Origin of the sequence: Proteus sp. TJ1640 (assembly GCF_003144445.1) — a bacterium.
GTDB lineage: Bacteria > Pseudomonadota > Gammaproteobacteria > Enterobacterales > Enterobacteriaceae > Proteus > Proteus penneri.
The window spans coordinates 153,399-177,319 of the sequence record NZ_PENY01000010.1 but is presented as its reverse complement, the minus strand read 5'-3'; the positions used below and the strand labels follow the sequence as shown (position 1 = coordinate 177,319).

Genomic DNA, 23,921 nt, shown 5'->3' with positions numbered 1-23,921 from the left:
AGTAAAATTGTTGTCATTGGCACCAATAAGAATGCAATAGGAGACAGACATGTCATTTAACGACACACAGGAACAATTCGCACCTAATATGGCTCTGGTGCCGATGGTTATAGAGCAAACTTCGCGAGGAGAGCGTTCTTACGACATTTACTCACGTTTATTGAAAGAACGTATTATTTTCCTGACTGGCCAAGTTGAAGATCACATGGCTAATCTTATCGTTGCTCAAATGCTATTTTTAGAAGCAGAAAATCCAGAGAAAGACATCAACCTGTATATCAACTCACCAGGTGGTGTAATTACTGCGGGTATGTCTATTTATGACACCATGCAGTATATCAAAGCAGATGTTAGTACCATTTGTATGGGGCAAGCGTGTTCAATGGGTGCTTTCTTATTATCTGCTGGTGCGAAAGGTAAACGTATTTGCTTACCTAACTCCCGTGTGATGATCCACCAACCATTAGGTGGTTACCAGGGGCAAGCAACAGATATTCAAATTCATGCTCAAGAAATTTTGAAAGTAAAATCCCGTATGAATGAGCTAATGGCTCAACATACAGGTAAATCTATTGAAGAAATAGAAAGAGACACTGAGCGTGATCGTTTCTTATCCGCTAACGAAGCGTTAGAATATGGATTAGTGGATAAAGTCTATACTCAACGTAGCTAATTATTACACGTTGTAATAGTAACTGAATTAATACGTTTTCTTTGTTAGTCAATAATGCAAAGGAAACGGCTATCAATATTTATGTAAAAAAGACTTTCTTCTTATAAATAATAAGAAGAATAACTAAGTGAGGTTGACTGATGACAGATAAGCGCAAAGATAGCTCTGGGAAGCTTCTGTATTGCTCTTTCTGCGGTAAAAGCCAGCATGAAGTAAAAAAATTGATCGCTGGTCCGTCGGTTTATATCTGTGATGAATGTGTCGATCTATGTGTTGATATCATTCGTGAAGAAATAAAAGAACTGGCACCTCATCATGAACGCAGTGAATTGCCAACGCCGCATGAAATCCGTAAGCACCTTGATGACTATGTTATCGGTCAGGAATTGGCTAAAAAAGTTTTGGCTGTTGCCGTTTATAATCACTATAAACGTCTGCGTAATGGCGATAAAGCCAATGGTGTTGAGCTAGGAAAAAGTAATATTTTGCTGATTGGTCCTACTGGTAGCGGTAAAACGTTACTAGCAGAAACATTAGCACGCTACCTTGATGTTCCTTTTACTATGGCAGATGCCACAACGCTGACAGAAGCGGGCTATGTGGGTGAAGATGTTGAAAACATCATTCAAAAACTGCTACAAAAATGCGATTACGATGTGCAAAAAGCACAACGTGGTATTGTGTATATTGATGAAATTGACAAGATCACCCGTAAATCTGAAAACCCATCAATCACCCGTGATGTGTCTGGTGAAGGTGTACAGCAAGCATTATTAAAATTAGTTGAAGGCACTGTCGCTTCTGTTCCTCCTCAAGGCGGACGTAAGCACCCACAACAAGAATTTTTACAAGTTGATACTTCTAAAATCCTCTTTATTTGTGGTGGTGCATTTGCAGGACTCGATAAAGTTGTTGCACAGCGTTTAAATACACACTCAGGTATTGGTTTTGGCGCAGAAGTTAAAAGCCAAAAAGAGAAAGCCAGCGAAGGTGAATTATTAGCCCAAGTTGAGCCAGAAGATCTGATTAAATTTGGTCTTATCCCTGAATTTATTGGTCGTTTACCTGTTGTTGCAACGCTAGGCGAATTAAACGAAGAAGCGTTAATCCAGATCTTACAAGAACCTAAGAATGCATTGACTAAGCAATATCAGGCATTATTTAAATTAGAAGGTGTAGATTTAGAATTCCGTAAGGAAGCGCTGACTGCAATAGCGAAAAAAGCCATGGTACGTAAAACGGGTGCTCGTGGTTTACGTTCGATTGTTGAAGCTGCATTACTTGATACGATGTATGACCTTCCTTCATTTGAAAATGCAGAAAAAGTGGTCATTGATGAAGGCGTTATTAATGGAAAATCTGAGCCGCTGGTTATTTATAGTCAGCCAGAAAATCAGGCTTCAGGTGAATAATGCATCGTAATTTGGCAGTGTCCTTTGTCTGACATTATCTCGTTTTCTCTCAAAAGTAAGAGAGAAATTCAAGATAAAGCGTGCCAACGCAATAAAAATGAGGGAATTTTCCCTCATTTTGTTTTTTTAATGCGTAATGCTATTGAATGTCAGAAAAGTGCCCTTATATATTTTGACAATCCGTGGAATTAATTTTATTTGGTGACATGCGAATAAAATTACCTGTAAAAGCGTTAAGCTAAAAACGAAGAGAGAGCTCTATGAATCCTGAGCGTCCAGAACGTATTGAAATACCTGTATTGCCATTACGTGATGTCGTTGTATATCCGCATATGGTGATCCCGTTGTTCGTTGGTCGTGAAAAATCTATTCATTGCTTAGAAGCCGCGATGAACGACAACAAACAAATTATGCTGGTTGCGCAGAAAGATGCATCTACTGACGAACCAGGTGTGAATGATCTTTTTTCTGTTGGTACAGTTGCGTCTGTTTTACAGATGCTAAAACTACCTGATGGAACAGTAAAAGTACTTGTTGAAGGTATTCGTCGTGCCAAAATTACGACGCTATCTGACAATGGTGAATACTTTCAGGCGAAAGCAGAATACCTTGAAACGCCAGCCGTTGATGAGCGCGAACAAGAAGTCTTAAATCGTACAACGATTAATCAGTTTGAAGGTTATATCAAGCTGAATAAAAAAATTCCGCCAGAGGTATTAACCTCATTACATGCTATCGAAGAATCAGCGAAATTAGCAGACACCATTGCTTCACATATGCCGCTGAAATTAAAAGATAAGCAAGCTGTACTTGAAATGTCTGATGTGACAGAACGCCTTGAATATTTAATGGCGATGATGGAATCAGAAATCGATCTGCTACAAGTTGAAAAACGCATTCGTAACCGCGTTAAAAAGCAGATGGAAAAGAGTCAGCGTGAGTATTATCTCAATGAACAAATGAAAGCGATTCAAAAAGAATTAGGTGAGATGGATGATGCACCTGATGAAATGGAATCGCTGAAGCGTAAAATCGATGCGGCTAAAATGCCAAAAGAGGCAAAAGAGAAGACAGAAGCGGAACTTCAGAAATTAAAAATGATGTCGCCAATGTCAGCAGAAGCCACGGTTGTACGTAGCTATATTGATTGGATGGTTCAAGTTCCTTGGAATAGTCGTAGCAAAGTTAAAAAAGACTTAGTGAAAGCGCAAGAAGTTCTTGATACTGACCATTACGGTTTAGAACGTGTTAAAGAGCGTATCCTTGAATACCTCGCAGTTCAGTCTCGTGTTAGCAAAATTAAAGGGCCAATCTTGTGCTTGGTAGGGCCTCCGGGAGTAGGTAAAACTTCACTGGGTCAATCTATTGCTAAAGCAACAGGCCGTAAATATGTTCGTATGGCGTTAGGTGGTGTACGTGATGAAGCTGAAATCCGTGGTCACCGTCGTACTTACATCGGTTCTATGCCAGGTAAATTAATTCAGAAAATGGCGAAAGTTGGCGTCAAAAACCCACTTTTCCTATTAGATGAAATTGATAAAATGTCATCTGACATGCGAGGTGATCCAGCTTCTGCTCTGTTAGAAGTGTTAGATCCAGAACAGAACATCGCATTTAATGACCATTACCTGGAAGTTGATTACGATCTGTCTGATGTTATGTTCGTGGCAACCTCTAACTCCATGAATATACCCGCACCGTTGTTGGATCGTATGGAAGTTATTCGTTTATCAGGTTATACCGAAGACGAAAAACTGAATATTGCTAAGCAACATTTGTTACCAAAACAGATTGAGCGTAATGCGTTAAAACCAAGCGAGCTGACAATTCATGACAGTGCGATTATGGGCATTATTCGTTATTACACGCGTGAAGCGGGTGTACGTAGTTTAGAACGTGAAATTTCTAAATTATGCCGTAAAGCAGTAAAACAGCTGCTAATGGATAGCACAATCAAACATATTGAGATTAACGAAGATAATCTCAAAGACTACTTAGGTGTCCGTAAAGTTGACTACGGTCGTGCTGATACAGAAAATCGAGTAGGTATGGTAACAGGACTTGCATGGACAGAAGTGGGTGGTGATCTACTGACTATTGAAACTGCAAGTGTACCGGGTAAAGGCAAGCTAACATTCACTGGTTCTTTAGGTGAAGTGATGCAAGAGTCTATTCAAGCGGCAATGACTGTCGTTCGTGCTCGTGCTGATAAACTGGGTATTAATAGCGATTTCTATGAAAAACGTGATATGCACGTACACGTTCCTGAAGGGGCAACACCAAAAGATGGTCCAAGTGCTGGTATCGCAATGTGTACTGCGTTGGTATCAAGCCTAACAGGTAATCCTGTACGTTCTGATGTTGCAATGACGGGCGAAATTACGTTACGCGGACAAGTATTGCCAATTGGCGGACTAAAAGAAAAGTTACTTGCTGCACATCGCGGTGGAATTAAGACAGTTCTTATCCCTGATGAAAATAAACGTGATTTAGAAGAAATTCCTGAAAATATTGTTGCTGATCTGGATATTCATCCGGTGAAAACAATAGAGGAAGTTTTAACGCTAGCCCTGCAAAACTCACCGTTTGGCATGGAAGTTGTTACTGATAAATCACACTAAAGAGTGATATTAGTCATAAATTATAGCTAAAAAAAAGGCTGGATAAGTAATAAAAGCTTGCCAGCCTTTTTTTGTGTCGCTAATTTAATGGCGATTTTAATTAAAAATGCTGTTTTATCGGTCTTGCTATATCTAAAAAGGCTTGATATAACGACGTTTGCAAAATTTGCCATTAATGGTGAAAAATAACGCATAAAATTATGGGGATGAAAGCGTGAATAAAACTCAACTGATCGACAAAATTGCTGCAAATGCAGATATCTCAAAAGCGGCAGCAGGTCGTGTTGTAGATGCTCTGGTTGCTTCTATCACTGAATCTTTACAAAAAGGTGATGATGTAGCATTAGTAGGTTTCGGTACTTTTACTGTACGTGATCGTGCAGCTCGTACTGGCCGTAACCCACAAACTGGTAAAGAAATTCAAATTGAAGCTGCAAAAGTTCCTGCATTCCGTGCTGGTAAAGGCTTAAAAGACGCAGTTAATCAATAATAGTTGAATGAACTTTCTGCCAAAGAGTTATTAACTTAACGTTATGGGTAAACAGAAAACAACTCAATTAAAAAATGAAGCGCATCTTTTGGAGATGCGCTTTTCTTTTTTGATTATAAATCACGATTAAACCTTGTATTCTCTGGCGATAAAACGTGAAACTGAAGTGGTCATTTGATAGAATGCCCCGTTGTTCTATAACTAAAATAGACAACAATGAATGATTCAGTGATGAGTTAACTGCTATCGTAATCAATGAATCAAATAATGCTGTTTAGTTTTTTCTTAGTTATAGAAAGTGCGTGTTAAGACTGTGCATTAATATGGGACTGGCTGTTTTTAATGATTGTCGTGTGTCGCGACATTTTGATATTTAGCCAGCATGAGCATATTATCTTTTCGCTGTGCTCAAAATAGTCGTGTAGCACCCATAAAAATAATTTTTATTTCACCAAACGGAGCCTCGTCTCGTTATGATGGACAACATTCGTTCCACTGCTAATAATCCATTTATAAAAATATTATTAGCTGTGATCATCCTCTCCTTCGTCCTAACTGGTGTGGGCGGATATCTCTTTAGTTCAGGCGTCAATGATGCAGCTGAAGTTAACGGGTATAAAATTAGCCGTTCTCAATTAGAGCAAGCTTATCAACAACGTCGAGCTCAATTACAACAAGATATGGGTGAAAATTTTGCTGCTCTTGCTTCCTCAGAAGAAGGTCAGAAACTTATTCGCCAACAAGCGCTTGATTTATTGATCAACCAAGCATTACTTGATCAATTTGCACAAAAGCTGGGTATCTCAGCCGGTGATCAGCAAATTAGAGATGCTATTTTTGCACTTCCTTACTTTCAAACTAACGGCAAATTTGACAATAAAAAATATGTCGATTTATTGAAAGGCAATAATATTGATGCGGATGCCTTCGCAGAAGGCATTCGTCAAAACCTAATTAACCAGCAATTAAAATTTTCTATCCAAGGCACTGATTTTGCCTTAGATAGCGAAGTTAAAGAATTTGCTGGATTAATGCTACAAAGCCGTAATGTACGCTTAGCATCATTAGACATTCAGCCATTCCTCGAAAAAGAAACGGCATCTGATGAAGAAGTGAAAGCGTTCTATGAGCAAAATAACCGAATGTTCATCGCGCCAGAGCAATTTAAAATTAGCTATATCCAATTAAATGCTCAAAAAGATTTTAATAATATCAACATTACTGATGAAGAAGCGAAAGCTTATTACGATAGTAATATTGATGAGTTCACTACGGCAGGGCAGAAACAGTACAGTATCTTAGTATTAGCTGATGAAGCTTCGGCTAAAGAAGCAGAAGACGAGCTGAAAAAAGGCGCTGATTTTGTTTCGTTAGTGAAAGAAAAATCTATTGATAGTTTCTCTAAAAAACAAAATGGTTCTTTAGGTTGGATAACTATCGGGCAAGAGTTACCCGAGCTGGCTAATGCAAGTTTGACAGAAAAAGGCCAAATCTCTGAACCTGTTAAAATCAGTAATGGCTACGCAATTTTCCGTCTTGATGATGTCAAACCCTCTGTTGTAAAACCATTTGATGACGTGAAAACAGATTTATTGGCAAAAATGCGTGAAAACAAAGCGATTGATGATTTCTTCGCATTACAACAAAAGGTGAGCCAAGCTGCATCTAATGACAACGACACATTAGCTCCCGCCGCTAAAGCGGGCAACGTGACGGTGGTTAATACTGATTGGTTTGATGAAAATAACGTTCCTGCACCATTAAATAATGAAAAACTCACCCAGTTAATTTTTGGGGGTTCATTGGTGGATGAAAATGGCCCAACTGGCATGAATTCAGACATGGTGACGTTAGGTAATGACAGTGCATTTATCGTGCGTGTAGAAGGTTATAAGCCTTCAGCAAGCCAACCATTAGACAAAGTGCGTGATCAGGTCGTTATGCTGGTTAAACAGCAAAAAGCATCACAAGCCATGAATGCGGAAGCCCAAAAACTTTTAGCTGCATTGAAAGAAGGTAAAGGCGAAGAAGCACTGAAAGCTGCTAATGTTTCGTTTGGTAGTGAAGAAAGCATCGTTCACTCATCTGCAACAGATGTCGTACAAACTGCTATTTTCTCTATGCCAAAACCTGCTGAAGGTAAAAAAGAGTATGGTATGACTAATGTACCTGGTACTAAAGTTGTCCTTATTCAATTAGATAGCGTAACAGATGGTAAACCAACATCTGAACAACTTGAGTTTATGACTAATCTCTATCGTGCTCAGATGGGCGAAGAAGCGTTACAACTCATGTTACGTGACTTAAGAGATAACGCTAAAATTGAAATCTTTGATAAAGATTATCAATAATCGAATTTGAGTTATTACATTGAAAACCCAGCATAAAGCTGGGTTTTTTTATACCGATTCACTTTGGTAACTTAAACCAATAACTCCGTCTCTCAAAAAAAATCATATTTGAGAGCAAGCTAGACAACTTTTTGTAATGCTTCTTTTTTTCATTTTTATTTTTCCTACTCTCTCGTAGTTTTATTTTTATACAATTGCTTGGTTATCAATATGTTGTCATTATTTTCCTGCATTCAGAACCCTTTGTTTGCGATTAAATTTAAAATTATTGAATAAAAGGAAATTATGATTATGAAGATGGATAAAAAAATGTTGTCAGGTTTTATGACTTCTATCTGCCTAGCTTTAGGATTAGGGCTTTCTCCTCTCTCTTATGCAGAAGAAACACCTGCCTCAACCCCAATGATTTCTATTGAAACTCACTCATCTGTTGAGCGTGATGCTAAGGAAAATAAAGCCAGTACAGAAGGTAAAGTTAATTTAAATACGGCAACAGTAGATGAATTAATGGGATTAAAAGGGATCGGAAAAGCAAAAGCGCAAGCCATTATTGATTATCGCGAACAGCTAGGGCGCTTTACCACTATTGATGAACTTGAAAAAGTCTTTGGAATTGGTATGAAGTTAGTTGATCAAAATCGTGATTTTATTGTTATTAATTAATGTATTCATTTTTATACGATATTGAGTATAAGTAATAGCAGAAACGTGAATATTGATTAAAAACTCCGTGTTTCTCTTTGATTTTTTTGATAAGAGAAACACGTTTTCTTAGTGTTTTCTTGGTTAAAAGAAAATGAAATAAACCTATATCAGAAATTACTAAATTTATTTTTTTGGCTATATTTATGGTATTGCAAAAAAATCTATAAGAACTTTATTAGAATAATCAAGAGGTAATAAATTGATATGAGTACATTAATTAAAGTTTATGGTTTTCATTTAGATGTTTTTGAACATGTGAATAATGCACGTTACCTTGAATTTTTAGAGCAAGCTCGATGGGATTGGATTGAGCAACATTTAGATTTTGATTGGTTTAAGCGCAATGGCTTGGCATTAGTGGTTGCTAATATCAATATTAATTACCGCTTACCTGCAAGTTTAGGTGATGAGTTACTCATTGATTGTGATATTGCTGAAGTGGGGGTTAAAAGTGGTGTGCTTTCTCAAAAGATTGTCAGAAAAAAAGATGGTGCACTTATTTCTGATGCATTAATTACTTTTGTTCTTGTTGATATCAATACAAAAAAAGCGCTGACATTAACAGAACAGTTAAGAGAGAAGCTTGAATATGTACGTCAATCATCCTAATACATAGAGAGTATTAAAAATTTATCACTAAATATGCCTAGGCTAATCTAAGATGATTTAATGCAGTGATAATGTTTGATGAATTATCACTGCATAAGTGAATAGAATGGCAGATAGCAGTGATAATAAGTAAGGTAATTATGATAATTATTTAAGACCTACTTTCTGTTTCATTGTTTGCATAATGAGTGTTTTATCAGCTAAGTAAGTGTTTAATCCGCGTTGCCTTAAATGACAAGCCGCACATTCACCACAGCCATCACCTTGAATACCGTTATAACAAGTTAACGTTTTATGACGAACGAAATCTAACTTTTTATAGTAATCAGCAAGCGCCCACGTTTCGGCTTTATCTAGCCACATTAATGGTGTGATAAATTTAATATCACGTGCAATACCTAAGTTGACAGCATGATTCAGTGCTTTTACAAATTCATCGCGACAATCAGGGTAACCCGAGAAATCTGTCTCACAAACGCCAGTGATAACACTCTCAGCGCCAATTTGATAAGCATAAATTGCTGCTAAAGTAAGGAATAGAATATTTCTACCCGGTACAAAGGTACTAGGAATATCACTTTCTTCACTTTCTTTGAAATCAGGAACAGGAATATTGTCGCGAGTTAAGCTACTAATAGCGAGTTCATTGAGTAAACTTACATCTAAAACTTTATGCGCAGTTGCCCCCAGTAATTGACTTACTTTTTGTGCTACCTCAATTTCTTCTTTATGGCGTTGCCCATAATTAAACGTAATGCAATGTACTTCATCGTACTTTTCCAATGCTTGAATAAGGCAGGTTGTCGAATCTTGCCCACCACTAAAGACAACGACCGTTTTTTTCATCAGAATACTCCTGAATATTGAAATTTTATAAGGATTAGTACGCATAAAAGTACAGATATTATGGCAATTTATTACCGATTTATCATTAGATGATTACTCTTATAGTAAGGGGCAGATTATCATTATTTTTTGTAGGGGCATATTTTGAAGGAGTATCTATGTTAGATAAGATTGACCGTAAACTATTAGCGCTGTTACAGGAAGATTCAAGCCTCTCACTGAATACTTTGTCTGAGGCTGTTAACCTAACTTCAACGCCTTGCTGGAAACGATTGAAAAGACTAGAGGATGAAGGGTATATTCGTAAGCGCGTTGCTCTGCTTGATAGTGAAAAAATCGGGCTAGGTCTAACAGTTATTGTTATGATTAGAACACAGCAGCATAATAGCGAATGGTACGAACAGTTTGTTTCATTTGTTAAGCAAATGCCAGAAGTACTGACATTCTATCGAATGGCGGGTGAGTGTGATTATCTAATGCATGTTGAAGTAGTCGACATGAAAAGTTACGACCTATTTTATAAGCGTATGGTAAATGGCGTACCGGGTCTTATTGATGTGACTTCTAACTTCGCAATGGAAAAAATTAAATACACAACGGCAATGCCGATACCTGAATAAGGTTCATCTTTACCAACTGGCACTTTTATTTTTTTGTATAACCTTAGGATTTAAGGCGTGGCTCTATTTTCACAGCTCAGTTGGTATTTTCTCAGTGAATGGCGTCGTTATGTCGGTGCTATTTTCTTATTGATGGTTATCGCAGTATTACAGGTGATCCCGCCAAAGATTGTTGGGATCATTGTAGATGGTGTTGATAACCATAGTCTGACGTTTAGCCAAGTGATGAATTGGATTGGTGTGATGGTATTAATTGCCCTCGCAGTTTATCTTTTACGTTATTTTTGGCGTCTTTGGTTATTTGGTGCATCTTATCAATTAGCAATAAAACTGCGGATGCAAATTTATCAACAACTTAATCAACAATCTTCCTCATTTTATCATCGCTATCGTACAGGCGATTTAATTGCACGGACCACTAATGATGTTGATAAAGTGGTTTTCGCAGCTGGTGAAGGTGTACTAACCTTAGTGGATTCTATGGTTATGGGGCTTGCGGTACTCGTCATGATGAGTATCCAGTTAAGTTGGGAACTGACACTGATTTCATTATTACCGATGCCACTCATGGCGATTTTGATTAAGCGTTATGGTGATAAGCTACATAGTCGCTTTAAAACCGCACAAGCACTTTTCTCTTCACTTAATAATCAAGCACAGGAAAGTTTGAGTAGTATTCGTATGATCAAATCATTCGGACTAGAGCAACAGCATGCATCCCGTTTTGATGATGTGGCAAAAGAAACTGGACGCCAAAATATGCGTGTTGCAAGAATTGATGCGCTCTTTGATCCTACTATTTTTATGGCTATTGGGTTTGCTAATTTACTCGCGGTTGCTGGTGGGAGTTATTTGGTACTCAATGACAAAATGACATTAGGTGAATTAACCAGTTTTGTTATGTATTTAGGTCAAATGATTTGGCCAATGCTGGCTTTAGCATGGATGTTCAATATTGTTGAGCGTGGCAGTGCAGCCTATAGCCGAATCAATAGCTTATTGAATGAAAAACTCGATATGATTGATGGTGATTTATCACCAAAACAAGGTCGAGGGATATTGTCTGTTGATATCGACCGCTTTCAGTATCCTGAACAAAAAACGGATGTGCTTAAGAATATTCATTTCACCTTATCTCCCGGTGATATGTTGGGAATTTGCGGAATGACTGGAAGTGGAAAAAGTACACTACTCACCGTTATTCAACGACTTTACGATGTAACTGAAGGTGAAATTTGTTTTCAATCTATACCCATTTATCAATTGAAGCTTGATGAATGGCGAGCACGATTGGCTGTTGTTAATCAAACCCCCTTCCTATTTTCAGATACTATCGCAGGAAATATTGCATTAGGGCGCCCTAATGCAACTAAAGACGAAATTGAAGCAGTCGCTAAACTGGCCAATATTCATGACGATATTCTGCGTTTACCTGAAGGGTATCAAACACAGGTAGGCGAAAAAGGTGTGATGTTATCCGGTGGACAAAAACAGCGTATTTCTATTGCGCGAGCGCTACTCTTAGATGCGGAAATTTTGTTATTAGATGACGCATTATCTGCCGTTGATGGACAAACTGAATATCAAATTTTACAAAATTTGTCGAAATGGCGAAAAGATAGAACGTTGATTATCAGTGCTCATCGTTTATCTGCATTGGTTGGTGCTACGAATATTTTAGTTTTAAAACAAGGTGAGATTATAGAGCAGGGTACACATCAGCAGTTAATTTCAATACCAGGTTGGTATCAAGATATGTACCATTATCAGCAATTAGAGGCCGCGCTGGATGACGATGAATAAAAATAAATCCGTTAAAGCGCTACTGCCTGCATTAAAGCGTCTTTTGACTTATGGTAAAGCTTATCGTAAACCTATGACATGGGGTGTCATTATGTTGTGGGTAGCCGCTGTTGCAGAAGTGGGGGGCCCATTAATTGTAGGTTATTTTATTGATGCAAAAGTTGCCACGAATAATGTGGAATTAATGTCATCATTAGGCCTAGCATTGGCTTTTATTCTTTTGCAAGTAATTGCTGCCACACTTCACTATTATCAAGCCATTGTGTTTAATCATGCTGCTGTTGGGGTGGTACAACAATTACGTACTGATGTAATGAGTGCGGCACTAAAACAGCCATTAAGTGCTTTTGATAATCAGCCCGTGGGGCAGTTAATCTCTCGTGTAACGAATGATACCGAAACAATTAAAGATTTGTTTGTTAATGTCTTACCGACATTATTTCGAGCGATTGCGTTAGTGGTTGTTATGTTAATTGCCATGTTCTTATTAGAGTGGCAAATGGCATTGGTAGCGATGACTATCTTCCCAGCAGTTATTGGTGTGATGATGCTTTATCAGCGACTGAGCACGCCGATTGTACGCAATGTACGTCATTTTCTTGCCAATATAAATGATGGTTTCCACGAAGTTATCAATGGAATGTCAGTTATTCAACAATTTAGGCAACAAGCTCGATTTGGTGAAAGAATGTCAGATGACAGCTGGCAGCATTACCAAGCGCGTATGAAAGCGTTAAAACTTGATGGTCTGTTATTACGCCCTTTATTAAGCATGCTCTCTGCGTTAGTTCTGTGTGGCTTATTGATGCTATTTGGCTATCAAGGTAGTGCGGTTATTGGAGTTGGGGTGATTTATGCATTCATTAGTTATTTAGGTCGATTAAATGAACCCTTGATCACATTGACATCACAGCAATCGATTCTACAACAGGCGGTTGTCTCTGGTGAGCGTGTTTTTGAACTGATGGATGCACCTTTACAGCATTACGGTTCATCAACTCATTCTATTACTCAAGGTAATATCGAGATTAGCTCTCTTTGGTTTGCATATCGTAATGAACAATGGGTATTAAAAGATATCAATTTAACTATTCCTGCTCGTCATTTTGTCGCATTTGTTGGGCACACAGGAAGTGGTAAAAGTACTTTAGCCAGTTTATTAATGGGTAATTATCCTTGGCAAAAAGGGAGTATTTCTTTAGATAAGCAACCATTAGAAGCGTATTCTCATGCTGCATTGCGTAGTGGTATTGCAATGGTACAGCAAGATCCCGTTTTATTATCGGGTTCACTGCATGACAACATTACGTTAGGGCGTGATTGTGATGAGTCACATTTATGGCAGGTATTAGAAACAGTTCAACTCGATCAATGGGTTAAAACGTTACCAGATGGGCTGCAAACAAAACTTGGTGAACAAGGTAGTCGCTTATCTGCTGGTCAAAAACAGCTACTTGCTTTGGCGCGTGTATTATTAATACCTCCTCGTATTCTTATTCTGGACGAGGCAACAGCAAATATTGATTCAGGAACAGAACAAGCCATACAGAAAGCGTTAAAAGTAGTTAGGGAAAAAACAACATTGATTGTTATTGCTCATCGACTTTCCACTATTATTGAAGCCAATGAAATTGTGGTACTTCATCGTGGTGCAATTGTCGAGCAGGGCGATCATGCTAAGTTACTCTCGCAAAAAGGCCGATACTATAATATGTATCAACTACAGCAGGTCAGAGAATCTTTACAAGAACAATCTCCTCTTGAAGTAGAATAATAACCTTAAATAAAAAAATATAATTTTAGAGGGCACATCATCTTAATGTATGTGCCCTTTTTGATTTCCCAATTATCTTGCTTTTATCAAAATAGCTATCGTATTTTTGCACCAATTCGGTGAGCTTTTTCATTTTTATTATTCAAAAAGTTTATTTTTTCTTAAATATCAATCAATTAAATAATGGCATGTCTTTTGCTTTTCTATTTAGGGGATGTTCTTTCAAATATCGACGAGGTTTATATGAAATATATCATTGCCATTATTAAACCATTTAAATTAGAAGAAGTGCGAGAGTTGCTCTCTGAGTTAGGTATAAAGGGGATGACAATCAGTGAAGTAAAGGGATATGGGCGACAAAAAGGACATGCGGAGTTGTATAGAGGGGCTGAGTATGAAGTTAATTTTCTCCCCAAAGTAAAAATAGAACTCGCGATTTGTGATGAGCAACTTGAGTCAGTTATGCAAGTGATTATGCAAGCGACTGATACAGGAAAGGTAGGAGATGGAAAAATTTTTGTTTTTGAATTATTGCAGGCAGTCCGTATTCGTACTGGTGAGTCTGGTGATGAAGCACTTTAAAGGAGATATTCGATGAGACGCTTACTTTCTTTACTATTAATGTTAGTGCTTACATACTTTTCTTCATCTGCATTTGCAACTGAAACAGGGGGGGGTGATAAAGCTGATAATAGTTTTATGTTGATATGTACTGCTTTAGTCTTTTTTATGACGATGCCCGGTATTGCTCTGTTTTATGGCGGGTTATTGAGAGGAAAAAATGTACTTTCTTTGATCACTCAAGTGATGATGATCTTCAGTATCGTTGTTATTCTTTGGGTTACATTTGGCTATAGTTTGGCATTTACCGCCGGTAATAAAATTTGGGGTGGGTGGTCACTTACTTTTTTGAATAACGTATCACTAGATTCACTCTCTGGTTCAATTAATCAGTATGTACATATTGCTTTTCAAGGATCTTTTGCTGTTATCACTGTTGCATTAATTGTTGGGGCACTAGGAGAGCGTGTTCGCTTTTCTGCACTGCTCATTTTTACGATTATTTGGTTCACACTTTCTTATATTCCTATTGCACATATGGTATGGGGAGAAGGTGGTTGGTTAATCGATGATGGGGCATTAGATTTTGCTGGGGGAACCGTTGTCCATATTAATGCGGCTATTGCGGCACTTGTTGGTGCTTACTTACTTGGCAAACGACGTGATAGTCAGCATACAGCGCTTAAACCTCATAATTTACCAATGGTCTTTACTGGTACAGCGGTGCTCTATATCGGTTGGTTTGGTTTTAATGCAGGCTCTGCTGGCAGTGCAAATGCAATCGCAGCTTTAGCATTTTTAAATACAGTAATTGCAACGGCAGGAGCCGTGCTTTCTTGGACTGCATCAGAATGGATCACCAGAGGCAAACCTTCTATGTTAGGTAGTTGTTCTGGTTGTATTGCAGGATTAGTTGCGATTACACCTGCAGCTGGCACGGTCGGAGTGATGGGTGCTTTATTTATCGGTGTAATGGGTGGGATCATTGGGCTTTGGGGCGTCGTTGTTTTAAAACGCTGGTTAAAGGCAGATGATGTTTGTGATGTTTTTGGTATTCATGGTACTTGTGGTATTGCTGGTTGTTTATTAACAGGGGTATTTACGGCTTCATTTTTAGGGGGGGTGGGATATAGCGATGGTATGACACTCAGTAAACAAGTTTTAATTCAATTAATGAGTGTTGTGATCACAGTGATTTGGTCTGGTGTTGTCGCTTATATAGGTTTTAAAATCGCAGATAAGCTGGTGGGCTTGCGAGTTTCAGAAGAGGAAGAGCATGATGGGTTAGATTTAACAACTCATGGTGAAAGAGCTTATCAACAATAATTGTCTATTCCCCCTCAATTGAGGGGGGAATATGCCAAGGTATTATTTTGAATGTTTAGCTCGTTTTTGACGAATAACCCCTTCTTGAACAGAAGATGCAACGAGTTGACCTTTTTTATTAAAGAATTTACCTCTAACAAATCCTCTGCCCCCTGATGCGGAAGGACTTTCAATCACATAAAGTAACCAATCATCCACACGGAATGGGCGATGAAACCACATAGAATGGTCAATCGTAGCGACCTGCAGACTTGTATCCATAAAACCTAATCCATAAGGTTGGAGAGCAGTTGGTAAAAAGTCAAAATCAGAAACATAACCAAGTAAATATTGATGCAAGAAAGGATCGGTTGGTATTTCACCTCGACTACGATACCAAACATAGCGTTCAGCAGGCGCTTTAGCGTAGCCAAACGGGCTAAAGTATTGCACAGGGCGCGCTTCAAACGGTGTTTCTCGAAGTGCTAAAGATTTAATCGGCTCGGGTAATTTGGGTGCTAAGTTCTTTAAAATCTCATCTTGTGAGATAAGCTCATTTGGAAAAGGAACATCAGGCATTGTATCTTGATGTTCAAAGCCTTCTTCAAATTCTTGAAAAGAAACGGTCATATAAAAGATAGGTTTACCGTGCTGAATAGCACTGACCCTACGAGTACTAAATGATCCACCATCACGAATAAATTCCACATCATAAACAATAGGCTTATGGCTATCACCAGGACGTAGAAAGTAGCTATGAAATGAGTTGATATAGCGGTTATCAGCTATTGTCTGTTTTGCAGCATATAGTGCTTGTCCTACAACTTGCCCACCGAAAACTTGCGGTAATCCTAAATCCTCGCTTTGGCCTCTAAATAGGCCTTCTTCTATTTTTTCAAGTGCCATCAAATTGATGAGATCTTTCAATGCTTGACTCATAGTGTACCTGTATCATTAGAACTGGTGATTTTTTATAAAATTGATTATATACAATCCTAGGAATATAAAAAAATAATCTCCCTTTTTATCTTGTAGCAATCTAATGATAAATGAACAGAGTTGATGAGATTATTGTTTGAGTGCGCTTTGATAAATTTATGGCAGGTAAAAGAGCCTTAGAGTCAATTGAATAATCAGTGAGCACGAATTTGGGTAATTAGTAATCACTTAGTCTCGCTTTCCTTGCTATTTGGATCAGTTTAAAACATAATGCGTGACGTCTTAGCAATAAGACAATCTATGGGGTCTTGTTGGTTCTCCCGCAACGCTAACTTGTTAACTCGGTCAGGTCCGGAAGGAAGCAGCCATGGCAGGTGTCGCGTGTGCCGGGATGTCGCTGGCAAGGCCCCACCCAATTTTTAGCCCTTCATGATTTTTAATCTCTCATCATTTCGAATCTCTTATCACTATTATCTTCTTAGATTTATTTTTCCTTATAATTTTACTCTCTATATGTGTTTTTTGAGTTCTGTTTTCTTTGAATTTGAGAGTTAATATTATTGAATAGAAAACAGTACGCTCAATGCATTAATTTATTATGAGAAAATTTACGGTAGTGTTTATAAATGAGAGGAATATTTGGGTAAAGAAATGCAGTCATGCCGTAATAAGTTAACGGCATGATGGTGTGTAATTATTCTACTGATAAGAAAACGTGAATAAAACGATATCTAAATTAAGAACTAATAACCCTACTACTATAAAAAATAAAAATAGCAAAAATAAAACTAAGGTAATTAAATAGAACTAGATTATCTTACAAATTTCCAAACAGATGCAGGGATTTTATCATATAGCTTGTTCATTGTGAGTTCTGCTAAACGGTGGTCTGCTGCTGAATAAAACAGTTCCAGTTCATCATCAGAGAGTTCATATTTGTTTTTTTCAATTACACGTTCTAATGTTTCGATTGAAGTACATTTTCTTAAACGCATTAGATAGTCTGTCTTAGTCATGTTGTCTTTTCTCTATAATTAAAATAAAACTAAAGATAATTAAAATTACTTAATATAACTTTTTGGGTTTTTGGCAATAAGAGTTAGAAGTGACTGATTTAACTCTTTCCAATTATTGATATCTGAGTAAGAAATTGATGTATTACCAAATAAACGATAAGTCTCTTCAAGATACTCTTCTATAAGTGTATTAATTACATGTTTATCTGGGTACTTAATCTTAAATTTCCAACTAAAGTCCATGATGTGTTCAATTAGGATATTAAGGTCAACGCTTTTTGTGCTACTCAGATCGTTGTGCCAAACCGTGCTGCCTTTATCTAATGAGTCTAAAGCTTGCTGTAATAGCTCTTCGCACAAAAACGACAATTCGGCTAAATCTACTTTTTCTGGTGAATATTCGTCCATAACATATCGCAATTGAATTAATAGAAAATATTCATTAATAAAGATAAATACTTAAAGTTGAGCTTATTAATGAGATACATCACATAATTCATTAATGGATTAATAAAAAACATAAACTTGAAAATAGGTGTTTATATTTACTCGTATGCTAAAAGGGTTTAATAATTATATTTATTATTTCTAACAAAGTAATAGCATATCGAAAGACAATACTAAATTGTATACGGAATTATACACGAATGAGTTTAAAACTTATACAATAAGTATTTCTTTGCTTAATATAGCACTATTATTACATAAGTCACTATCTGAACAACATAATTTTGTCTATTTTCGTAAAAATTAAGAAATCCCAATTGAAGAATATTCTCTTAACATAATGATTATATTGGTTTTTATTATATTTTCAAATGCTTAAGCGTGTAAATGAGGTATAAATATCGTTGTTATTTATAAATAACAGAACTACCTCATTTTGACAAAAAGTCACATATAAGAAAAAAAATAAAATGAATTTATTGATTAAAGAGATATTACCTAGAAATAATATAATGAAACAATTTTTCATTTTAAACAATACATCAATAGCTAAATAAAAAGGCCGCTTTCGCGACCTTTTTGGCATTATCACTTAAATTAGTGTGAATGATTTGGATGTTCTAAATCTTCATTTTTCTTCGCAAACCGTCTACGGATCACGACGAAGAAGATAGGAACGAAGTAGATAGCAAGGGAAGTCGCGGCAATCATACCACCGAATACACCTGTACCTACTGAGTTCTGAGCACCAGAACCTGCGCCGTTACTTAATACCAGAGGAATAACCCCTAACATAAAGGCCAGTGAAGTCATTAGAATTGGACGTAGACGCATTCTAACAGAGTCTAACGTTGCTTCTATGAGTCCTTTACCTTCTTTCTCCATCAAGTCTTTGGCGAATTCAACAATCAAGATTGCGTTTTTCGCCGATAACCCAATAGTTGTTAAGAGCCCAACCTTAAAGTAAACGTCGTTTTCCAGGCCTCTTAGTGATGTTAATGCAAGAGCACCAATAACACCTAGTGGAACGACTAACATGACAGAGAATGGTACTGACCAGCTTTCATAAAGAGCAGCAAGACAAAGGAATACAACTATCAAGGAAATGGTATACAGCGCAGGCGCTTGGTTACCAGATAAACGTTCTTGATATGACATTCCTGTCCACTCATAACCGATACCGCTTGGTAGTTTACTTGCGAGATCTTCCATCATAAGCATTGCATCACCACTACTTTGACCTGGTGTTGCACTACCTTGAATTTGAACTGCTGGTAAACCGTTATAACGCTCTAAACGAGGAGAGCCATATAACCAAGGATCTTTACTTGTATCAATGAACGATGAGAATGGAACCATCTGACCGACATTGTTACGAACATAAAGATTACCAATATCTTGTGGCAACATACGGAATTGTGATTCAGCTTGAACGTAAACTTTCTTAACACGACCACGGTCGATAAAGTCGTTTACATAGCTACCACCAAACATCGTACCTAATGTTGAATAGATATCACTAATTGCAACACCTTGAGCTTGTGCTTTCTCTAGATCGATATAGAGGCGATACTGTGAAGTATCTTCCTGACCGTTAGGACGCACGCCCATTAACATTTGAGGTTGTTGCGCTGCCATTCCGAGTAATTGATTTCTCGCTTCCATGAGTTTTTCGTGACCAAGGTTAGCTTTATCTATTAACTCGAATTCGAAACCACCCGCAGAGCCTAACTCAACAATCGCTGGAATATTAAATGAATAAACAAAGGCTTCCTTAATTTGGGATAGTGCCATGTTGGCACGTCCTACAATCGCCGGAACTTTGTCTTCATCCGCTTTACGTTCATCCCAATCATTCAATACAACGAAGACCAGACCCATATTTTGTCCTTGGCCACCGAAGCCGAAGCCACTTACGGTAAAGACAGATTTAACGAGCTCTTTCTCATCGGTATTGAAGTAGTCGTTTACTCTTTCTAGTACGTCTTGAGTCTGTTCTTGTGTTGAGCCAGCAGGTAACTGAACCATTGTCAGCAATACCCCTTGGTCTTCTTCTGGTAAGAACGATGCGGGTAAGCGAATAAACATTAACGCCATACCTGCGACTAATAAAACGTAAATTAATAAGTAACGACCAGTACCACGAAGTGTACGGGATACACTGTCAGTATAGTGATGGCTGCTTTTTTCAAAGGTACGGTTAAACCAACCAAAGAAGCCTGTTTGCACGCCATGACTGCCTTTTGGTATTGGTTTTAACATTGTTGCACAAAGTGCAGGTGTTAAAATCAATGCAACGAAAACAGACAGGATCATTGCTGATACGATGGTGATAGAGAACTGGCGATAAATCGCACCTGTTGAACCACCAAAGAATGCCATTGGAATAAATACCGCAGAAAGCACAAGGGCGATACCGACCAGCGCACTTTGGATTTGTCCCATAGATTTACGTGTTGCTTCTTTAGGCGATAAACCTTCTTCTTGCATAACACGTTCGACGTTTTCTACCACAACGATGGCGTCATCCACCAGAAGCCCGATGGCAAGGACCATCGCAAACATCGTCAAGGTATTTATCGAATAACCGAATGCCGAGAGTATGGCAAAGGTACCTAATAATACAACTGGTACTGCAATTGTTGGAATTAACGTAGCACGGAAGTTCTGTAAGAACAGATACATCACTACGAATACCAGCATGATTGCTTCAATAAGCGTTTTTACCACTTCGAAAATAGAGATCTTAACGAATGGCGTTGTATCATAAGGATAAACGACCTCTAATCCCGCAGGGAAGAATGGCTCCATTTCAGCTAATGCTGCACGTACCGCGGTTGCAGTATCTAATGCGTTAGCACCTGTTGCTAATTTAATACCGATACCAGAAGCAGGTAAGCCATTAAAGCGGGCAATAGTACTGTAGTTTTCTGCTCCCATTTCAACTATACCGAGATCTTTTAGCTTAACCTGAGAACCGTCGGTATTAACCTTCATCAGGATATCGCCAAATTGCTCTGCGGTATTGAGTCGAGTTTGAGCAATAATAGATACGTTTAAACGCTGACCAGGAACAGGAGGTGTGCCCCCTAATTGACCTGCTGCCACTTGGTTATTCTGTGCTCTAATCGCACCAATAACATCAAGTGTGGTCATGTTGTATTTCACCAGTTTATCGGGATCTAACCAAATACGCATCGCGTATTGAGTACCAAATAACTGGGTTTCACCCACACCGGTTACACGGCTTAATGGGTCTTTAATCGTTGCACCCACATAGTCTGCGATATCATCTTGTGACATTGAACCGTCAGCGGAGATGAAACCTGCAACCATCAAGAATGAACTTGAGGATTTATCAACACTAATCCCTTGCTGTTGCACTTCCTGAGGTAATAGCGGCATAGCAAGTTGCAATTTATTTTGCACCTGTACTTGCGCGATATCAGGATCAGTACCTGCTTCAAAGGTCAGAGTGATATTCATCATACCCGCTGAGTCACTGGTCGCAGACATATACACCATGTTATCGATACCATTCATATTCTGTTCGATAACTTGGGTAACTGTATTTTGCACAGTGGTGGCGTCAGCACCAGGATAAACCGCAGAGATAGAAATCGCTGGCGGTGCAATCGTTGGATACTGGGCTACAGGCAGTTTGATGAGTGCCAGAAGACCTGCGAGCATGGTAATTATCGCAATTACCCACGCAAATATCGGTCTATCTATAAAAAACTTAGGCATGGATCACCGACTCCTTATTGAGGATTCTTAGCTGGCTCAGTTTGTTCAGGTGATGGCTTCGCATCTAAATTCTCTTCTTGAGGCGTTACTGTCATTTTGGGTTTTGCTTTTTGCAATCCAGAAACGATAACGCGTTCACCAGCCTGAACACCACTATTAACGAGCCATTTATTACCAACAGCTTGTGACACATCGATGGTACGAACTTCAACAACATTGTCTTTATTAACAACCATTGCTGTCGCTTCACCACGAGCAGTACGGATCACAGCTTGCTGTGGGATCAAAATTGCATTTTGACGAATACCATTTTCTAATTTAGTGCGAACAAACATACCTGGTAATAATTCCCCATTTGGGTTAGGTACGATAGCACGCATCGTAATTGAGCCTGTTGTTTCATCAACAGTCACATCAGAAAATTCTAAATGACCTTTCTGTGCGTAAGCTTGCCCATTAGTTAATGTTAAATGAACAACAGGTTTGCCTTGCTCTTGACGAATAACGCCACTTTCAATTTCATTTTTAAGTTTCAGGTAATCTTCACTCGACTGCGTCACATTGACGTAAATCGGATCGATTTGCTGAACAGTTGTCAGAGCCACTTGCTGACCTGGAGCGACCAGTGCGCCTTCAGTCACAGTAGATTTACCTGAACGACCTGAAATAGGTGCTGTTACTTTTGTGTATTCAAGATTAATCTTTGCAGTTGTTACAGCGGCTTCGCCTGCTTTAACAGCAGCTACAGCTTGTGCATATTGAGATGTTGCTGTATCAAAATCTTGTTTACTGACGTAGTTTGTACCTAGCAGAGGCTTATAACGTTCCACAGTGAGACGCGCTATTTCAGCATTTGCTTTCGCTTTCGCTAATTCAGCTTTCGCACTATTTAAAGTTGCTTCAAAAATAGCTGGATCGATTTGATACAAAGATGTACCCGCTTCTACATAGCTACCTTCAGTATAATTGCGCTTTAAAATAATGCCGCCAACTTGAGGGCGAACTTCAGCAATACGGAAAGCTGATGTACGACCTGGTAAATCAGTAGTGATTGTCAGAGCTTCTGCTCCTAAAGTCACAACACCGACAGCCGGTGCAGGAGGTGGACCTCCAGCAGACTGTTTAGCTTTGTCGTCACATCCAGCAAGAACCAAGCTGCCTGATAGCACTAACAGAGCCAGAGGCAAAACCCCTCTGTTTTTTCGCATAAGAAAACCTCTATTCAAACGTTGTTTCCCGGGATAAAAATAATTAAGTTGATGATTGATTGCGATGTATAGTACAAACATACATGAATGTATGTAAATTAACTTCAGTCAAAATCGAGGATTAATGGCACGAAAAACTAAACGGCAGGCACAAGAAACAAAACAGCAGATTATTGATGCTGCACTTAGGTTGTTTACTGTGCAAGGCGTTTCTGCCACATCACTTTCAGATATTGCATCCGCGGCAGGAGTTACCCGAGGTGCAATATATTGGCACTTTAAAAATAAAGTGGATTTATTTACTGAAGCGTGCAAACTCACCGACTTAAAAATAGAATCTTTAGAATTAGAGTATCAAACAAAATATCCAGATGATCCACTATTTGTATTAAGAGAATTGCTTATTTACATATTGACATCCATTGTCGAAGATCCTAAACATAATTCACTTTTAGAAATATATTTCCATAAATGCGAATTTGTCGGTGAAATGACGCCAATTGTTGAAATTCGCAGAGAATTGTGTGCAGCGGATTATTCTAGAATAGAACAATCTTTATTTCGTTGTGTTGAGAAAAAACAGCTTCCTGCCAATCTTAATTTAAGAAGAGCTGCCATTATGTTAAGAGCTATGATGACGGGTCTTGCCGAAAATTGGTTATTTTCACCAGAAAGTTTCTCTATCAAAGATGAAAGTCAATATTTGGTTGATAGCTTTATTGATATGATAAAGCACAGCGCCAATATGAGAATATCAGCGTCATCTTAATTTATTATTAGACTTGAGGAAGAGG

General features: G+C 38.2%; 19 protein-coding genes and 1 other RNA gene. 14 read left to right on the top strand and 6 right to left on the bottom strand.

Annotated elements, in window-relative coordinates; translation table 11 throughout:
* Positions 1-49 precede the first annotated feature (49 nt).
* The 7 genes from clpP (at position 50) to DK861_RS03735 (ending at position 8,861) form a co-directional block, all read left to right on the top strand.
* The gene (gene clpP / locus DK861_RS03765; RefSeq protein WP_004245088.1) at positions 50-673 is read left to right on the top strand and encodes an ATP-dependent Clp endopeptidase proteolytic subunit ClpP; all 624 of its coding nucleotides are present in this window, start codon (positions 50-52) and stop codon (positions 671-673) included.
* Positions 674-813: 140 nt separating this feature from the next.
* Positions 814-2,085 (top strand): ATP-dependent protease ATP-binding subunit ClpX, encoded by a 1,272-nt coding sequence (gene clpX / locus DK861_RS03760; RefSeq protein WP_006535087.1) that lies wholly within the window; start codon positions 814-816, stop codon positions 2,083-2,085.
* 260 nt (positions 2,086-2,345) lie between these two features.
* Positions 2,346-4,706 (top strand): endopeptidase La, encoded by a 2,361-nt coding sequence (gene lon / locus DK861_RS03755; RefSeq protein WP_072063666.1) that lies wholly within the window; start codon positions 2,346-2,348, stop codon positions 4,704-4,706.
* Positions 4,707-4,920: 214 nt separating this feature from the next.
* Positions 4,921-5,196 carry a nucleoid-associated protein HU-beta gene (gene hupB, locus DK861_RS03750; protein ID WP_036911695.1) on the top strand — a complete coding sequence of 92 codons (276 nt, stop codon included), beginning with the start codon at positions 4,921-4,923 and terminating at the stop codon, positions 5,194-5,196.
* A gap of 473 nt (positions 5,197-5,669) precedes the next feature.
* A complete protein-coding gene (gene ppiD / locus DK861_RS03745) occupies positions 5,670-7,547 on the top strand; it encodes a peptidylprolyl isomerase (RefSeq protein WP_109399289.1) in 1,878 nt (625 codons plus the stop codon).
* A 291-nt stretch (positions 7,548-7,838) separates the two neighbouring features.
* Positions 7,839-8,210: a ComEA family DNA-binding protein gene (locus DK861_RS03740; RefSeq protein ID WP_239452128.1), complete on the top strand. Its 372-nt coding sequence runs from the start codon at positions 7,839-7,841 to the stop codon at positions 8,208-8,210.
* 246 nt (positions 8,211-8,456) lie between these two features.
* The gene (locus tag DK861_RS03735; RefSeq protein WP_072063664.1) at positions 8,457-8,861 is read left to right on the top strand and encodes a thioesterase family protein; all 405 of its coding nucleotides are present in this window, start codon (positions 8,457-8,459) and stop codon (positions 8,859-8,861) included.
* A gap of 147 nt (positions 8,862-9,008) precedes the next feature.
* On the opposite strand, the gene queC is transcribed toward DK861_RS03735, so the two are convergent.
* On the bottom strand, positions 9,009-9,707 hold the full coding sequence (queC, locus tag DK861_RS03730) for a 7-cyano-7-deazaguanine synthase QueC (protein WP_072063663.1): 699 nt from the start codon (positions 9,705-9,707) through the stop codon (positions 9,009-9,011).
* Between the two features lie 158 nt (positions 9,708-9,865).
* On the opposite strand from queC, the gene DK861_RS03725 reads away from it, so the two are divergent.
* From DK861_RS03725 to amtB, 5 genes are all read left to right on the top strand, one after another.
* On the top strand, positions 9,866-10,327 hold the full coding sequence (locus DK861_RS03725; protein WP_072063662.1) for an Lrp/AsnC family transcriptional regulator: 462 nt from the start codon (positions 9,866-9,868) through the stop codon (positions 10,325-10,327).
* A 57-nt stretch (positions 10,328-10,384) separates the two neighbouring features.
* Positions 10,385-12,130, top strand: a complete 1,746-nt coding sequence (locus tag DK861_RS03720; RefSeq protein ID WP_109399288.1) for a SmdA family multidrug ABC transporter permease/ATP-binding protein — start codon at positions 10,385-10,387, stop codon at positions 12,128-12,130.
* The gene (locus DK861_RS03715; RefSeq protein WP_109399287.1) at positions 12,117-13,904 is read left to right on the top strand and encodes a SmdB family multidrug efflux ABC transporter permease/ATP-binding protein; all 1,788 of its coding nucleotides are present in this window, start codon (positions 12,117-12,119) and stop codon (positions 13,902-13,904) included. Before DK861_RS03720 ends, DK861_RS03715 begins: the two co-directional genes overlap by 14 nt.
* 243 nt (positions 13,905-14,147) lie before the next feature.
* Positions 14,148-14,486 (top strand): P-II family nitrogen regulator, encoded by a 339-nt coding sequence (gene glnK, locus DK861_RS03710; RefSeq protein WP_072063659.1) that lies wholly within the window; start codon positions 14,148-14,150, stop codon positions 14,484-14,486.
* A gap of 12 nt (positions 14,487-14,498) precedes the next feature.
* A complete protein-coding gene (gene amtB, locus DK861_RS03705) occupies positions 14,499-15,791 on the top strand; it encodes an ammonium transporter AmtB (protein ID WP_109399286.1) in 1,293 nt (430 codons plus the stop codon).
* A gap of 42 nt (positions 15,792-15,833) precedes the next feature.
* Here amtB and tesB read toward each other — a convergent pair whose 3' ends face one another.
* Complete coding sequence (tesB, locus tag DK861_RS03700; RefSeq protein WP_109399285.1) at positions 15,834-16,709, bottom strand: acyl-CoA thioesterase II; 876 nt, start codon at positions 16,707-16,709, stop codon at positions 15,834-15,836.
* A 309-nt stretch (positions 16,710-17,018) separates the two neighbouring features.
* Here tesB and ffs point away from each other — a divergent pair.
* An RNA gene (ffs, locus tag DK861_RS03695) (signal recognition particle sRNA small type) lies at positions 17,019-17,115 on the top strand.
* 406 nt (positions 17,116-17,521) lie between these two features.
* Here the strand turns inward: ffs and DK861_RS03690 are convergent.
* The 4 genes from DK861_RS03690 to DK861_RS03675 all read right to left on the bottom strand — a co-directional run bounded on the left by DK861_RS03690 (position 17,522) and on the right by DK861_RS03675 (position 23,127).
* Positions 17,522-17,725 carry an HHA domain-containing protein gene (locus DK861_RS03690; protein ID WP_006535062.1) on the bottom strand — a complete coding sequence of 68 codons (204 nt, stop codon included), beginning with the start codon at positions 17,723-17,725 and terminating at the stop codon, positions 17,522-17,524.
* 45 nt (positions 17,726-17,770) lie between these two features.
* A complete protein-coding gene (tomB, locus tag DK861_RS03685) occupies positions 17,771-18,133 on the bottom strand; it encodes an Hha toxicity modulator TomB (RefSeq protein ID WP_109399284.1) in 363 nt (120 codons plus the stop codon).
* Positions 18,134-18,769: 636 nt separating this feature from the next.
* The gene (locus DK861_RS03680; RefSeq protein WP_109399283.1) at positions 18,770-21,919 is read right to left on the bottom strand and encodes an efflux RND transporter permease subunit; all 3,150 of its coding nucleotides are present in this window, start codon (positions 21,917-21,919) and stop codon (positions 18,770-18,772) included.
* A gap of 14 nt (positions 21,920-21,933) precedes the next feature.
* Entirely contained in the window at positions 21,934-23,127 is a 1,194-nt protein-coding gene (locus tag DK861_RS03675; RefSeq protein ID WP_109399282.1) for an efflux RND transporter periplasmic adaptor subunit, read from the bottom strand.
* Positions 23,128-23,251: 124 nt separating this feature from the next.
* Between DK861_RS03675 and acrR the strand changes: the two genes are divergently transcribed.
* Entirely contained in the window at positions 23,252-23,896 is a 645-nt protein-coding gene (acrR, locus tag DK861_RS03670; RefSeq protein WP_006535057.1) for a multidrug efflux transporter transcriptional repressor AcrR, read from the top strand.
* The last annotated feature ends 25 nt before the right edge of the window (positions 23,897-23,921 follow it).